Annotated in this window: 16 protein-coding genes; 5 read left to right on the plus strand and 11 right to left on the minus strand. The window is 63.9% G+C overall.

Going from position 1 to position 13,635, the window contains the following annotated elements:
• On the plus strand, positions 1–331 hold a 331-nt coding region (locus tag CYU59_RS03005; protein WP_292975743.1), incomplete at its 5' end, for a zinc-binding dehydrogenase.
• Here the strand turns inward: CYU59_RS03005 and CYU59_RS03010 are convergent.
• From CYU59_RS03010 to nrdF, 3 genes are all read right to left on the minus strand, one after another.
• Positions 324–680, minus strand: coding sequence for a DUF3349 domain-containing protein (locus CYU59_RS03010; RefSeq protein ID WP_292975745.1), 357 nt, complete (start codon positions 678–680; stop codon positions 324–326). The genes CYU59_RS03005 and CYU59_RS03010 overlap by 8 nt on opposite strands.
• Positions 681–808: 128 nt before the next feature.
• Positions 809–1,666, minus strand: coding sequence for an aspartyl/asparaginyl beta-hydroxylase domain-containing protein (locus CYU59_RS03015; protein WP_292975747.1), 858 nt, complete (start codon positions 1,664–1,666; stop codon positions 809–811).
• 83 nt (positions 1,667–1,749) lie between these two features.
• Positions 1,750–2,724 carry a class 1b ribonucleoside-diphosphate reductase subunit beta gene (gene nrdF, locus CYU59_RS03020; RefSeq protein WP_292975749.1) on the minus strand — a complete coding sequence of 325 codons (975 nt, stop codon included), beginning with the start codon at positions 2,722–2,724 and terminating at the stop codon, positions 1,750–1,752.
• Positions 2,725–2,909: 185 nt separating this feature from the next.
• On the opposite strand from nrdF, the gene CYU59_RS03025 reads away from it, so the two are divergent.
• Together CYU59_RS03025 and CYU59_RS03030 are read left to right on the plus strand one after the other, a co-directional pair.
• Complete coding sequence (locus CYU59_RS03025; protein ID WP_292975752.1) at positions 2,910–3,356, plus strand: SRPBCC family protein; 447 nt, start codon at positions 2,910–2,912, stop codon at positions 3,354–3,356.
• Positions 3,340–3,867 (plus strand): TetR/AcrR family transcriptional regulator, encoded by a 528-nt coding sequence (locus CYU59_RS03030; protein ID WP_292975754.1) that lies wholly within the window; start codon positions 3,340–3,342, stop codon positions 3,865–3,867. Before CYU59_RS03025 ends, CYU59_RS03030 begins: the two co-directional genes overlap by 17 nt.
• A 138-nt stretch (positions 3,868–4,005) precedes the next feature.
• Here the strand turns inward: CYU59_RS03030 and CYU59_RS03035 are convergent, their stop codons facing one another.
• The 6 genes from CYU59_RS03035 to CYU59_RS03060 form a co-directional block, all read right to left on the minus strand.
• Positions 4,006–5,547 carry an NAD(P)/FAD-dependent oxidoreductase gene (locus CYU59_RS03035; protein ID WP_292975757.1) on the minus strand — a complete coding sequence of 514 codons (1,542 nt, stop codon included), beginning with the start codon at positions 5,545–5,547 and terminating at the stop codon, positions 4,006–4,008.
• An 11-nt stretch (positions 5,548–5,558) separates the two neighbouring features.
• Positions 5,559–6,308, minus strand: coding sequence for a TetR/AcrR family transcriptional regulator (locus CYU59_RS03040; RefSeq protein ID WP_292975759.1), 750 nt, complete (start codon positions 6,306–6,308; stop codon positions 5,559–5,561).
• A gap of 107 nt (positions 6,309–6,415) precedes the next feature.
• The gene (nrdE, locus tag CYU59_RS03045; RefSeq protein WP_292975761.1) at positions 6,416–8,593 is read right to left on the minus strand and encodes a class 1b ribonucleoside-diphosphate reductase subunit alpha; all 2,178 of its coding nucleotides are present in this window, start codon (positions 8,591–8,593) and stop codon (positions 6,416–6,418) included.
• The gene (nrdI, locus tag CYU59_RS03050; protein WP_292975763.1) at positions 8,563–9,009 is read right to left on the minus strand and encodes a class Ib ribonucleoside-diphosphate reductase assembly flavoprotein NrdI; all 447 of its coding nucleotides are present in this window, start codon (positions 9,007–9,009) and stop codon (positions 8,563–8,565) included. The genes nrdE and nrdI overlap by 31 nt, the downstream gene beginning before the upstream one ends.
• A 34-nt stretch (positions 9,010–9,043) precedes the next feature.
• Positions 9,044–9,283: a redoxin NrdH gene (locus CYU59_RS03055; protein ID WP_292975765.1), complete on the minus strand. Its 240-nt coding sequence runs from the start codon at positions 9,281–9,283 to the stop codon at positions 9,044–9,046.
• Positions 9,284–9,702: 419 nt separating this feature from the next.
• Positions 9,703–10,260 carry an NAD(P)H-dependent oxidoreductase gene (locus CYU59_RS03060; protein ID WP_292975767.1) on the minus strand — a complete coding sequence of 186 codons (558 nt, stop codon included), beginning with the start codon at positions 10,258–10,260 and terminating at the stop codon, positions 9,703–9,705.
• Between the two features lie 93 nt (positions 10,261–10,353).
• Here CYU59_RS03060 and CYU59_RS03065 point away from each other — a divergent pair, with 93 nt between their 5' ends.
• Together CYU59_RS03065 and CYU59_RS03070 are read left to right on the plus strand one after the other, a co-directional pair.
• Complete coding sequence (locus CYU59_RS03065; protein ID WP_292975769.1) at positions 10,354–10,956, plus strand: TetR/AcrR family transcriptional regulator; 603 nt, start codon at positions 10,354–10,356, stop codon at positions 10,954–10,956.
• Positions 10,953–11,987: a DNA polymerase IV gene (locus CYU59_RS03070; RefSeq protein ID WP_292975801.1), complete on the plus strand. Its 1,035-nt coding sequence runs from the start codon at positions 10,953–10,955 to the stop codon at positions 11,985–11,987. Before CYU59_RS03065 ends, CYU59_RS03070 begins: the two co-directional genes overlap by 4 nt.
• Here the strand turns inward: CYU59_RS03070 and CYU59_RS03075 are convergent.
• Together CYU59_RS03075 and CYU59_RS03080 are read right to left on the minus strand one after the other, a co-directional pair.
• Positions 11,984–12,859, minus strand: coding sequence for an SDR family oxidoreductase (locus CYU59_RS03075; RefSeq protein WP_292975771.1), 876 nt, complete (start codon positions 12,857–12,859; stop codon positions 11,984–11,986). The two genes, CYU59_RS03070 and CYU59_RS03075, sit on opposite strands and share 4 nt — an antisense overlap.
• Positions 12,860–12,901: 42 nt before the next feature.
• On the minus strand, positions 12,902–13,561 hold the full coding sequence (locus CYU59_RS03080; protein WP_292975773.1) for a TetR/AcrR family transcriptional regulator: 660 nt from the start codon (positions 13,559–13,561) through the stop codon (positions 12,902–12,904).
• Between the last annotated feature and the right edge of the window lie 74 nt (positions 13,562–13,635).

Here is a 13,635-nt window from a genome sequence, read left to right on the forward strand (position 1 = left end):
CTTCGACCTCATCCTGAACACGGTCTCGGCCAACCTGGACCTCAGCGCGTATCTGGGTCTGCTCGATGTCGACGGCACTCTCGTCGAGTTGGGCATTCCCGAGCACCCGATGGAGGTGCCGGCGTTTCCGCTGGCGTTGGCACGCCGCAGCTTGTCCGGATCGAACATCGGCGGCATCGCCGAGACCCAGGAGATGCTCGACTTCTGCGCAGAGCACAACACCCTGCCCGAAATCGAGGTCATCGCGGCCGATTACGTCAACGAGGCTTACGAGCGGGTGCTCGCAAGCGACGTGCGCTACCGCTTCGTGATCGACGTATCGACTATTTGACCGGAGCGTCGGCCTGGTCGTTGATCCCAGCCAACGGCCAGCCGGCAGCGGCCAGCCGCGCGGCGACCCGGGCGACGTTTTCCGGGCCCGCGTCGTAGTGGGTCAAGTCCGAGATGAAGTCGGCAATGACGTCGCGGTTGACCGTGCCGTTGGACAGCTCTTCCTCGTCGATCGAGTCGACCACCTCGGTGATCTCCCCCTCGGTCAGCGGTGTGCTGCGCAACAGAGCCACCAGCGCGACGCGGTCGCGCGCAGGCACTCCCTCGGGATAACTGACCTGCAGCCACTTGATGACGGAACGAAAAAAATTGGCGGCCGTCGAGGCCGCGGACGTTGGTGTGATCGCCATTCGACCAGTATCACGGCTCCGGGGCGGCGTCGGCCGTTGTGAAAGCGTCAAACTTCACTGTTCATGCGTCGTTCAACCACTGCGCGCCGCGTGTTGAGCCGGCGGACCCGCACGATTCAGCTGGCGTCCTATCCGCCCGGTAGGCCGACACCGGTGGTGTAGCTCATGAACTCCTGCAGAAACCCGATTTCCTCCGGACGAAGGTCTGGATGCGGCACGTCGAGGACGAACAGAACCCGGCGCCGATCGGACTGCTGGAAGACCTCGTGCTCGTACGAGTCGTCGATTTTGATGCACTTGTCCTGCGCCCAGGTGATCCGCTGGTCGTGAATCCGCAAATGGATATCGCGTTCGGGCACTTCGATTCCCAGGTGGTAGCGCATGCGGGTGTTCGCGTTCGAGGTGTGCGGCGGCACGTGCGTCTGCGGGTTCATGATCGAAAAGAACGCCATGCAGCCGATGCCGCCGATGCCGGCCTGGCTATTCAGAAACTCCGCGATGCGCGGGCACTTTCGCGCGTTGTCGACCTGGAGGTTGCCGAACCCGTCGTAGAAGGGGAAGACGGTCCAGTTGCGGCCATCCGTCAAGCCGCCCATGTGGTCCCGGGCGTCAACCTGGTAGTCGTTCGGGTCGATGCCGGCGAATTCTTCCCGGAACATGTCGACGTTGCGCTCGAGGAGTTCGCAGGTCTCGTCGGACGGCCAGACTGGGCGACTGGCCAGGTGTGCGGCGTACAGGGCGGGGATCTCGTTGTTCCAGCGGTCGCCGAGCGGGACCTGCTCGCTGCCGCCAGGGTCGTTCGCCGGGCCGTTGGGTGTCATGCGGGAGCGCAGACGCTGACGGTCGAGCCACAGGTTGTCGATGAGGTTCTGCAGCCGGGCGTCGCTTTGGTATCGCGACAGCAGCGCCAGAACGCTCGTGACACGCCGCAGTTGCGCGAACGCCGACTGCAGGTCGACCTGTTGCGGAACCGGGGCATTCGACATACCGGCTATTAGATCTGCCCGTCGACCCCGTCCCGGCAAAGTTCAGGTGGCCAGAACCTGAACGGCGGGTTGAGAACTGGCGATCAGAAGTTCCAGTCCTCGTCCTCGGTGACGACCGCCTTGCCGATCACGTACGACGAGCCCGACCCGGAGAAGAAGTCGTGGTTCTCGTCGGCATTCGGCGACAGGGCCGACAGAATCGCCGGGTTCACGTCGGTCTCGTCGCGCGGGAACAATGCCTCATAGCCGAGGTTCATCAGCGCCTTGTTGGCGTTGTAGCGCAGGAACTTCTTGACGTCCTCGGTGAGCCCGACCTCGTCGTAGAGGTCCTGGGTGTACTCGACCTCGTTGTCGTACAGCTCGAACAGCAGCTCGTAGGTGTAGTCCTTGAGCTCGGCCTGTGTAGCCGCGTCCTCGAGAGCCAGACCCTTCTGGAACTTGTAGCCGATGTAGTAACCGTGCACGGCCTCGTCGCGAATGATCAGCCGGATCAGGTCGGCGGTGTTGGTCAGCTTGGCCCGGCTCGACCAGTACATCGGCAGGTAGAACCCCGAGTAGAACAGGAAGCTCTCCAGCAGCGTCGAGGCAACCTTGCGCTTGAGCGGCTCGTCACCCTTGTAGTACTCCATCACGATCTCGGCCTTGCGCTGCAAGTTCGGGTTCTCCTCCGACCAGCGGAAGGCCTCATCGATCTCGACGGTCGAGCACAACGTGGAGAAGATCGAGCTGTAGCTCTTCGCGTGCACCGACTCCATGAACGCGATGTTGGTGTACACCGCCTCCTCGTGCGGCGTCAGCGCATCGGGGATCAAGCTGACGGCGCCGACCGTCCCCTGGATGGTGTCCAGCAGCGTCAGGCCGGTGAACACCCGCATCGTCAGCTGCTTTTCGTTGGGCGTCAGGGTGCCCCAGGACGGGATGTCGTTGGACACCGGCACCTTCTCGGGAAGCCAGAAGTTGCCGGTCAGCCGCTCCCAGACCTCGGCATCCTTCTCGTCTTGCAAACGGTTCCAGTTGATCGCGGAGACCCGGTCGATCAGCTTTATTCCATCACTCACCAGAACCCCACTTCACCAGGACGAATGGTTGACGTTACTTAGGTCACAGACACTACCCCTGGGGTGCGACATGTCGATGGAACACAAGAAGTTGTGTTTTCCGCGTGTCGCGCCGAGAGTCCGCGTTCTCCACCCAGTGTATTCAACTCTGGTCGCCCGCGCCGATGGCATGTACCATTTGGTACATGCTCACTGAAGACAGCATCGAGATCGACGCCCCGGCCGAGTTGGTGTGGAAGGTGTTCAGCGACGTCGAACGATGGCCTGAATGGACCGAGTCGGTGACCTCACTCGTCGGCCGCGATGGCGCCGATCTGGCTGTCGGTAAACGGTTTTCGATCAAGCAGCCGGGGATGTCGAAGTTGGTGTGGAAAGTCACCGAGATCGACCACGGTTCATCCTGGACGTGGGTGCAGCGATCGCCCGGCGCACACACGAGCGCACGCCACGACGTCATCGCACAGCCCGACGGGCGCACCCTGGTGCGCCAGCAGCTCCACCAGCGCGGCCCGCTCGGCGTCCTGGTGGGGCGGCTGATGGCAGGCAAGACCCGGCGCTTTCTCGAGCTCGAAGCCCAGGGCCTCAAGACCCGCGCCGAGCAGCTGCACCGCACCAGTGACTCGTCCGCCTGAGCAGAGCCGTCGCGGCGAGCTGCTGCACGCCCTGGTCGACGAGTTCGCCGCCGGCGGTATCGGCGACCGCTCACTGCGTGACGTGGCCGCGTCCGTAGGCACCAGCCACCGAATGCTGTTGCACCACTTCGGCTCTCGCGAAGAACTCCTGCTGGCAATCGTCGAAGAGGTTGAGCGCCGGCAGAAGACGATATTGCCCGATCTGCCGACTGCCCCCGCCGACCACTTCGCCGCGATGTGGGCCGACGTCAGCCGGCCCGAGCTGCGCCAGTTCGAGCGGCTGTTCTTCGAGTGCTATGCGCGAGCCGCCAACGGGGAGCGGCCATTTGACCGCATGGTCCCCGGCGCGGTCGCTGACTGGCTGGCGCTCACCGAGGGCCTTGCCGAACCAGCCGCGGCGCGACTCGGGCTTGCCGTGATTCGCGGGCTACTGCTCGACCTGGTGGCCACCGGGGAAGAGACCGGCGTCGATGCGGCCGCACAGCTGTTCGTCCAACTACTTCGCGGCTGACCTTGCACTACTTGGCTTTCGGCAACACCGAGATGATCGTGTCGACGAGCTCCTCGGCAGTCGTGTGCCTCACCGACCGAGGCCTCGATCGCATCGTGCGGCTACAACTGCGGCGGTTCGCCACGCGGGCGGAGCCTGCTACGCGCTAGCTTTCGCGCCGCTGCGCACGCCGAAGAACTTGTACTCCGCAAGCTTCAGTGAGCGGGTCTCGCGCCAGTACTGCCACGTCATGCCGCTCCACAGCGTCCGGTTGACCCCGTGCTCGTCGAGGTACCAGCTACTGCAGCCGCCGGTGTTCCACACCGAGCCAGCCAGCTTGGTCTGCAGCTCGCCGTTGGAGCGGTCCTGCGCAGAACGACTGGGCGCCAACGCTTGTGCCCCGGTCTTGTCGACAGCGGCGATCGCCTGAGCGACGTAGTGAATCTGCGACTCGATCATGAACACCACCGAGGTGTGGCCCAGCGCGGTGTTCGGTCCCAGCAGGAAGAACAGGTTCGGCATGTCGGCGACCGCGATGCCGCGGTGGGCAACGACGCCTTCGCGGTTCCAGCGGTCCACCAGATCCTCGCCGCGCGGGCCTTTCACGTCGACGTAGGTGTAGGAGTCGGTGGTGTGAAATCCGGTGGCGTAGACGATGACGTCGGCGGGGTGCTCGACGCCATCACCGGTCACGATGCCGTTGGCCGTGATGCGCTCGATCCGGTCGGTGATCAACGTTGCCTTCGGGTTGGCCACCGCCTGGTAATAGCTGCCCGAGTACAGGATTCGCTTACAGCCGGCGCGGTAGGACGGGGTGAGCCGGCGTCGCAGGCCTTTGTCTTTCACGTTGCGGCGGATGTTCCACCTGCCGACCAACTCGACGGCCCGCAGCAGACTTGGGCGTTGGGTCATCGCGAAGCCGAGGCCTTCGAGCCCCCAATAAATACCGGAGCGCACTGCCAGCCGCAGACCGGGAATGGTCGCAAATGCCTTACGAATTGCACTGGGCAGCAGGCTGTTCGGCCGCGGAACCACCCACGGCGGGGTGCGCTGATAGAGCTGAACCTCCGCGACACCGGCGCTTTCGCGCACCAGCTCGGGCACTATCTGAATGGCGCTGGCCCCGGTGCCGATGATCGCGACACGCTTCCCGGTCAGGTCGACGCTGTGGTCCCACTGCGCGGAATGGAATGCAGCACCCTGGAATTCGTCCATGCCCGCGATGTCCGGCAGGGCCGGGATGTGTAGCGCACCCGCGCCCGAGATCAGGAATTGCGCTATGTATTCCTCACCCGAGTCGGTGAAGACATGCCAGCGGTATTCGCCGTCGTCCCAGTGTGCGCGGCTCACTTTTTGGCCGAAGCGGATGTAGCGACGCAAGGCGTATTTGTCGGTCACACCCTGCAGGTAGTCCAGGATCTCCGGTTGCGGCGAGAACAGTTTGCTCCAGGTGGCTTTCGGCTCGAAGGAGAACGAGTACAGGTGCGACGGCACGTCGCATGCGCAGCCCGGGTAGCTGTTGTCACGCCAGGTACCGCCGATGTCGTCGGCCTTCTCCACAATGACGAAATCGATGCCCCGCCGCTGCAGGGCAATGGCCATTCCGAGCCCGGCGAATCCGGTGCCGATGATGACGACACGGGTGCGAACGGGCGGCGCCGAGGCGTCAGACTCGGTGGCCGATTCGGCGGAGATACTCATGGGCCATGATGCTAGCTGGCAGCGGAATTGCGCGGCATCACGTCGTGTATCGGCCGGTCCGGGTCCAGTTTGATACCGAGCATCTCGGCGGTGCCGCTGATCACGCCGAGGGTGATCGTGGCCAGGTGCTCGACGAATTGCGGGTGCGGCATCCGTCTCGGGCTGTCGACGTCGGAACCGAGCCACCAGTCGGTGGCCGCCGCCGCGCAACCGTAGGCCGCGAATGCCGCGAGTTCGAAGGCTCCCGGGTCGAGTTCCATGTCCCGCAGTTCGTTGTTGAACATCTCCGCCATCGCGAGGGTGATCGCGCGGCCCTCACTGAGCGTTCGGGTCGCCGACTCGGCCTGCTCGGGAAAGCGGCCCTGGATGAAGAAGCGCATCACATTGGGATGCTCGTCGACCATGCTGACGTGCTCTTCCGCAGTGCGGCGGACCATCTCGCGCACCGAGTCGTTGGCCAGGTCGATCGACGGGTAGACCTTGGCCCACAACATGTCGCGCAGGCGCTCACCGATCGCCTGGAACAAGTCGGACTTGTCGGTGAAGTGCCGGTAGATCTTAGGTTTCGCGGTGCCGGCCTCTTCGGCGATCTCGCGGACGCTCAGATCGGGGCCGAGCCGGTCGATGGCCCGGAATGCAGCCTCGACGATCTCGGCGCGCACCTTCTTGCGATGCTCTTTCCAACGCTCGCTGCGCGCGTCGACCTTCACCGCGGGCTTGGGCCCGGGGTGAGGAATCGGGGGTCGCGGAATTCTGACCACGTCAAGCACCATACCTCGGTCGCGTGTCTGACCTGGGCAGACCGGCCGCAGAAAGCCGAGAGGGCCAGCTCGCGAAAGTTAACTGGCCCTCAACGACGAGCGCTACCTCACAGCATGCAGGAGACGCAGCCCTCGACTTCGGTGCCTTCCAGCGCCATCTGCCGCAGCCGGATGTAATACAGCGTCTTGATGCCCTTGCGCCAGGCGTAGATCTGCGCCTTGTTCACGTCGCGGGTTGTCGCGGTGTCCTTGAAGAACAGCGTCAGCGAAAGCCCTTGGTCCACATGTTGTGTGGCCGCGGCATAGGTGTCGATGATCTTCTCGTAGCCGATTTCGTAGGCATCCTGGTAGTACTCCAGGTTGTCATTGGTCAGATACGGCGCCGGGTAGTAAGCCCGACCGATCTTGCCCTCTTTGCGGATCTCGATCTTCGACGCCACCGGGTGGATCGACGACGTCGAGTGGTTGATGTAGGAGATCGACCCGGTCGGCGGAACCGCTTGCAGGTTCTGGTTGTAGATGCCGTGTTCCTGCACCGACTCCTTCAGCCGCTTCCAGTCGTCCTGATTCGGGATGCGGATGCCGGCGTCGGCGAACAGCTGAGTCACCTTGTCGGTCTTGGGTTCCCAAGACTGCTCGGTGTACTTGTCGAAGAACTCCCCCGACTTGTACTTCGACCGCTCGAAGCCACCGAAGGCGTGACCGCGTTCGATCGCGATGCGATTCGATGCTTTCAACGCGTGGTACAGCACCGTGTAGAAGTAGATGTTAGTGAAGTCGATGCCTTCTTCGGAACCGTAGAAGATCCGCTCCCGGGCCAGATAACCGTGCAGATTCATCTGGCCGAGCCCGATCGCGTGAGAGTCGTTGTTGCCCTGCTCGATCGACGGCACCGACCAGATGTGGGTCTGGTCGCTGACCGCGGTGAGCGCGCGGATCGACACCTCGATGGTCTGGGCGAAGTCAGGCGAGTCCATCGTCTTGGCGATGTTCAGCGAGCCGAGATTGCACGAAATGTCCTTGCCCACCTTGGCATACGACAGGTCGTCGTTGAATAACGACGGCGTCGACACCTGCAGGATCTCCGAGCACAGGTTCGAGTGGGTGATCTTGCCTTCGATCGGGTTGGCCCGGTTCACCGTGTCCTCGTACATGATGTACGGGTAGCCCGACTCGAACTGCAGCTCGGCCAGCGTCTGGAAGAACTCGCGGGCCTTGATCTTGGTCTTGCGGATCCGTGCGTCGTCGACCATTTCGTAGTACTTCTCAGTGACCGAGATGTCGGCGAACGGCACGCCGTAGACGCGCTCGACGTCGTAGGGCGAGAACAGGTACATGTCCTCGTTGTTCTTGGCCAACTCGAAGGTGATGTCCGGGATCACCACGCCCAGGCTCAGCGTCTTGATCCGGATCTTCTCGTCGGCGTTCTCCCGCTTGGTGTCCAGGAAGCGGTAGATGTCGGGGTGGTGAGCCTGCAGGTACACCGCGCCGGCGCCCTGGCGCGCGCCCAACTGGTTGGCGTAGGAGAACGAGTCCTCCAGCAGCTTCATGATCGGAATGACGCCCGACGACTGGTTTTCGATGTTCTTGATCGGTGCGCCGTGTTCGCGAATGTTGCTCAGCAGCAACGCAACTCCCCCGCCGCGCTTGGACAGCTGCAGGGCGGAGTTGATCGAGCGTCCGATCGACTCCATGTTGTCCTCGATGCGCAGCAGGAAGCAGCTCACCGGCTCGCCGCGTTGCTTCTTGCCGGAGTTCAGGAAGGTCGGTGTCGCCGGCTGGAAACGCCCGTCGATGATTTCGTCGACCAGCTTTTCCGCCAGCCCGGTGTCGCCGGCCGCCAGGGTCAGCGCGACCATCACCACGCGGTCTTCGAAACGCTCCAGGTATCGCTTGCCATCGAACGTCTTCAGCGTGTACGAGGTGTAGTACTTGAACGCGCCGAGGAAGGTCGGGAACCGAAACTTCTTGGCATAGGCGCGATCCAGCAGCGTCTTGACGAAGTTGCGACTGTACTCGTCGAGAACCTCGCGCTCGTAGTAGTTCTCCTTGATCAGGTAGTCGAGCTTCTCGTCCTGATTGTGAAAGAAGACCGTGTTCTGGTTGACGTGCTGCAGAAAGTACTGGTGCGCGGCTTCGTGGTCCTTCTCGAACTGAATCTTGCCGTCTGCGTCGTACAGATTCAGCATCGCGTTCAGCGCGTGGTAGTCGGTTTCCGCTGAGCCCCCAGGAGAGTGGGCGTGCGTGCCGGTGGTTACAGGCTCTGCAGCGACGGTTGTTGGCACGTCTGTTCCTTCCAAAAATCTACGAGGCCGGCGCGGACCGCATCCACGTCGTCGGGGGTACCCATGAGTTCGAAGCGATAGAGATACGGGACGCCACACTTGCGGGACACCACGTCGCCCGCATAAGCGAATTCGGTGCCGAAGTTGTTGTTGCCCGCGGCGATGACGCCGCGGATCAACGATCGGTTGTCTTCATTGTTCAAGAAGGCGATGACCTGTTTGGGGACATAACCGCCGTCATTGATGTTCGGAGTCGGCCGGCCGCCGCCGTAGGTGGGCAGTACCAGCACGTACGGCTGGTCGACCTCGATACGGCCGTGCAGCGGGATCCGCGTCGCCGGGATCCCCAGCTTCTGCACGAATCGATGCGTGTTCTCCGAGACGCTGGAGAAATACACAAGGCTGGAGGACGGCACGGCGATCCCCTCCCTGTCTTGCTACGCCGGCCGGTCAGGCGCTCAATACGGCTGCGCCGAGCGCCTTGATCCGGTCCGGACGGAAGCCTGACCAGTGCTCGTTTCCGGCCACCACGACGGGAGCCTGCAGGTAGCCGAGAGCCATGACGTAGTCGCGGGCCTCCGAGTCCAAGGTGATGTCGACGATCTCGTAGGCGATGCCCTGCTTGTCCAGCGCCTTGTAAGTGGCGTTGCACTGCACGCAGGCCGGCTTGGTGTAAACGGTGATGCTCATCGGCGGTACAACCCCTCTGTTGACGGTAAAACAAGATGTGACTGGCAACTACTCAGGTACTGCATTTCAGCGATCCGCCACGCCGCAGAATTCCCGTCTCGCCGGGACGCTCCAACCGGCTCTCGATGCCGGCTGGTGCGTCCCGACCGACTAGGTGACCCTGGGGTCTGTCGGTGTCCGGAACACTACACCTAGTGGTCCTCGATAGGTGCAGATACAAGATGTTCTGAAACACATTCATGAAATTCCCTGGTCGTAAGGCATGACGCGGGCGCGTCTTCGGCGTGTCGCAGGTCACAAAACGACCTCGCAGCGGTATACGAACAGAGATATCACCCGGCACCGACAAGACCCGCGGACCGGCGTGGCACAGCAAAGCGCCCCGGCAGTGTCGATACCGCCGGGGCGCTCGCCGAAAATTAGCTGACTTGGGCTGCCAGCTTGCCCACCGCGTCGCGGACGTTTGCCGCGACTTCGGCGTGTTCACGCGGGTGCTGTCCGTTCAGCGACTTGAACGGGACCGACAACTTGATGTCCTCGACCACCCCGGCGCCGGCGATCCCGAATGACTTCCGGGTGTCGTCGTGCGCCCATACCCCGCCGTACTGGCCGAAAGATCCACCGATCACCGCGAGCGGTTTGCCCTTCAGAGCACCGTCGCCGAACGGCCGCGACAGCCAGTCGATGGCATTCTTGATCACCGCCGGGTAGCTGCCGTTGTACTCCGGGGTCACCACCAGAGCGGCGTCGGCGTCAGCCGCCGCGGCGCGCAGTGCGGCCACCGGAGCCAGAACCGGGGCGTCGGGGTTCATGACGTCGTCGACCTCTTCGTTGTAGAACGGCAGATCAGCCAGCCCCTCGAAGATGGTGACCGTGACACCGTCCTCGGCCACCTCAGTGGCCAGCTCAGCGATCTGACGGTTGATCGACGCCGCCCGCAAGCTTCCTATCAGCGCCAACACTTTGGTGTCCGGCATGATCTGAGTTCCCTTCTGTCAATGACCTATATCGTCGCATCGATGCAACCGGACTATAGTCCGCTTTGTTCCGTTGAGGCTACAGTAAATTCTGTGAGCTCCGCCGACCAGGTTCGCGACCTGCCACTCTCCGTGCCGCAGGAGCGCGGCGACGCCGCGCGCAACCGCGTGCTGTTACTGGACGCAGCGCGGCGCCTGATCGCCCAGCGGGGAGCCGACGCCGTCACCATGGACGACATCGCCGGCGCTGCCGGAGTCGGCAAAGGGACGGTCTTCCGCCGCTTCGGCAGTCGGGCCGGCCTGATGATGGTGCTCCTCGACGAGGACGAGCAGGCCAGCCAGCAGGCGTTCATGTTCGGCCCGCCGCCGTTGGGCCCGGGTGCACCACCGCTGGACCGGTTGCTGGCGTTCGGGCACGCCCGGTTGCGATTCGCGCACACCCATCGCGAGCTGCTGGTGGCCGCCAACCGCGATCCGCAGTCCCGCTTCGCCGCACCGATGATGGTGCTGCACACCCACGTCCGGATGTTGCTGGCCACCGCCGGCACGACGGGTGACCTGGACGCCCAGACGGCCGCCCTGTTGATGTTGCTGGAGGCCGACTACGTCGAGCACCAACTCACCGAACGTGACCGGTCTCTACAGGCGCTGGGCGAGGCGTGGGAAAGCTTGGCGCGCAAGCTCTGTGGGCGATGACGCCGCACTGGATTCTGCACGTCGACCTCGACCAGTTCCTGGCGTCGGTCGAGTTGGGGCGCCACCCCGAACTGGTGGGGCGGCCCGTCATCGTCGGGGGCAGCGGCGACCCGACCGAGGCGCGCAAGGTGGTCACCTGCGCGTCGTATGAGGCTCGCGGGTTCGGCGTGCACGCGGGCATGCCGTTGCGCACCGCGGCTCGGCGCTGTCCCGATGCCACCTTTCTGCCGTCCGACCCTGAGGCCTACGACGCCGCCTCCGAACAGGTGATGGCGCTGTTGCGCGACCTCGGCCACCCGGTCGAAGTCTGGGGCTGGGACGAGGCTTACGTCGGCGCCGAGATCGACGAACCCAACGAACTCGCCGAGCAGATTCGCACGGTGATCTCCGAGGCCACCGGATTGTCGTGCTCGGTCGGTATCAGCGACAACAAGCAGCGTGCCAAGGTCGCAACCGGTTTCGCCAAGCCGGCAGGCATCTACACGCTCACCGAGTCGAACTGGATGACGGTGATGGGCGACCGTCCCGTCGACGCCCTGTGGGGCATCGGTCCCAAGACCGCCAAAAAGCTTGCCGACCTTGATATCACGACGGTGTGGCAGTTGGCGAACACCGACGCCGAGTTACTCACGTCGACGTTCGGCCCGCGCACCGGGTTGTGGTTGCTGCTGCTGGCCAACGGCGGTGGCGATGACACGGTCAGTTCCGAAGCGTGGGTTCCCCGGTCGCGCAGCCATGTCGTCACCTTCCCGCGTGACCTCACCGAGCGCAGCGAAATGGACACCGCAGTAACGGAATTGGCCCGACGGGCGCTGAGCGAAGTGGTCGCCGAGTCACGAATCGTCACCCGGGTGGCGGTGACGGTACGCACCAGTACGTTCTATACGAGAACGAAGATCCGTAAACTCGACGAGCCGACAATCGACGCGGAAATCATCGTGCCGGCGGCCTTGCGGGTGCTGGATCTGTTCGAGTTGGATCGTCCGATCCGGCTGCTGGGTGTGCGGCTGGAACTGCGGATGCCGGCCTAGTTGGGCAATGTCCGCGGCACCACCGGCGCCGGCTTGAGCGCTTTGGTGAACACCAGGTTCACTTGACGCATCGCGACGCTGTAAGGCCACCACGCAACACGTTTGAACGCATACAGCGCCCGGATGTCGACCGAGGTGTAGATCAGGAAACGATTCCTGACGACGCCCGCGAGGATCTTGTCGGCAGCTTTCTCCGGCGAGACGGCATGCCCGCTGAAGCGATCCACCCAGCGGCTCACCTCGGGATCGTCGCGGTCGACGCCGGCGATCTCGACGGTGCCGACCAGCGGGGTCCGCACGGCACCGGGAACCACCACCGACACCCCGATGCGATAGCGGGCCAGATCGAAACGCAGCACCTCCGACAGCCCGCGTAACCCGAACTTGCTGGCGCTGTACGCGGCATGCCACGGCAGACCCATCAGGCCCGCCGCTGAGGAAACGTTGACCAGGTGGCCGCCCTTGCGAGCCGCAACCATTGGGGGAACGAAGTTTTCGATGACGTGGATCGGCCCCATCAAGTTGATCGAGATCATCTTCTGCCACTGCTCGTGGCTCAACCGATCGACGGTCCCCCAGGCCGAGACGCCCGCGATGTTCATCACGACATCCATGCTCGGGTGGTTGGCGTGGATCGCCTCGGCGAATGCCGCGACCTCGTCGTGGTTGGCGATGTCCAGCGCGCGATGTTCGGGGACCAGAGCCCCGAGCGCGCGAACCTCGTTCACCGTCTCCGCGAGACCCTCGGCGTTGCGATCGGTCAGAAACAGCTCGGCGCCCTGGCTCGCGAGCCGCAGCGCCGTCGCGCGGCCGATGCCGCTGGCCGCGCCGGTGATCAAGCACCGCTTACCCGCGAACGTCTTCTTCGACATGGGCAGTGACGATACCGGCCCACACCTCGGCTGGAGCCCGGCCTATACCTGAGCCGAACCGCCCCACAGCGCGTTGAGCCACAGCGCCTCGAGCACCCGCACGCCGCGCTGGACGTCGCCGTTGTCGCCCAGATAAACGGTGTCGCCGGACAGCATCTGCGCCGTGGTGACAGACAGGGTGCGCACCAGCATCGCGATGTCGTCGCTGATCGGGTGGGCGGTGCCGGCCTGCAGCTCGTCGTTGACGATGCCGATGATCTGCTGAACGACGCCCTCGACCTGTTGGTCGAGCAGGTCGCGGATCTCGGCGTCGGTGTTGCGCGCGGCGTTGCACGCCGACATCACCGGGTCGTTGTGGGCGTAGACCGCCGCAGCGCTCCCGACCATCCGTCTGGCGAATGCCGCCGGTGTCTCGTCGGCCCCGCGCGGCGCGAAGTACTCGGTCAGCTCCTCGAGCTCGTGGGTGGCGTCAGCCAGGATCTGGGCCAGCACGGCGTATTTGGAGTCGAAGTAGAAGTAGAAGCCCGATCGAGCCACGCCTGCGCGATCACTGATCGTGCTCACCGAGAGTTGGGCGAACGGCTTCTCCTGCAGCAGCTCGCGCACCGCCTGCACGATCGCGTGCCGCTGCCGATCGCCGCGCCGACGAGGAGTCGGCACAGCCGGGGCCTGCTCCTCGGCCCGTTCGACCCCCTGCTCCATGCGCACCCTACGACCTTGCACTACGCCCCACCCAAAAGGAAACTTGACAGCCGTCAAGTTTCCTCAGAGGATGA

It is taken from the genome of Mycobacterium sp. (assembly GCF_002863225.1).
Classification (GTDB): Bacteria; Actinomycetota; Actinomycetes; order Mycobacteriales; family Mycobacteriaceae; genus Mycobacterium.

Excerpts from the sequence above, each read along its gene's own strand:
- CYU59_RS03070 (WP_292975801.1), top strand. The coding sequence starts at position 10,953 with ATGACGCCGCACTGGATTCTGCACGTCGACCTCGACCAGTTCCTGGCG.
- CYU59_RS03010 (WP_292975745.1), bottom strand. The coding sequence starts at position 680 with ATGGCGATCACACCAACGTCCGCGGCCTCGACGGCCGCCAATTTTTTT.
- CYU59_RS03025 (WP_292975752.1), top strand. The coding sequence starts at position 2,910 with ATGCTCACTGAAGACAGCATCGAGATCGACGCCCCGGCCGAGTTGGTG.
- CYU59_RS03035 (WP_292975757.1), bottom strand. The coding sequence starts at position 5,547 with ATGAGTATCTCCGCCGAATCGGCCACCGAGTCTGACGCCTCGGCGCCG.
- CYU59_RS03055 (WP_292975765.1), bottom strand. The coding sequence starts at position 9,283 with ATGAGCATCACCGTTTACACCAAGCCGGCCTGCGTGCAGTGCAACGCC.
- CYU59_RS03075 (WP_292975771.1), bottom strand. The coding sequence starts at position 12,859 with ATGTCGAAGAAGACGTTCGCGGGTAAGCGGTGCTTGATCACCGGCGCG.
- CYU59_RS03015 (WP_292975747.1), bottom strand. The coding sequence starts at position 1,666 with ATGTCGAATGCCCCGGTTCCGCAACAGGTCGACCTGCAGTCGGCGTTC.
- CYU59_RS03080 (WP_292975773.1), bottom strand. The coding sequence starts at position 13,561 with ATGGAGCAGGGGGTCGAACGGGCCGAGGAGCAGGCCCCGGCTGTGCCG.
- CYU59_RS03060 (WP_292975767.1), bottom strand. The coding sequence starts at position 10,260 with ATGCCGGACACCAAAGTGTTGGCGCTGATAGGAAGCTTGCGGGCGGCG.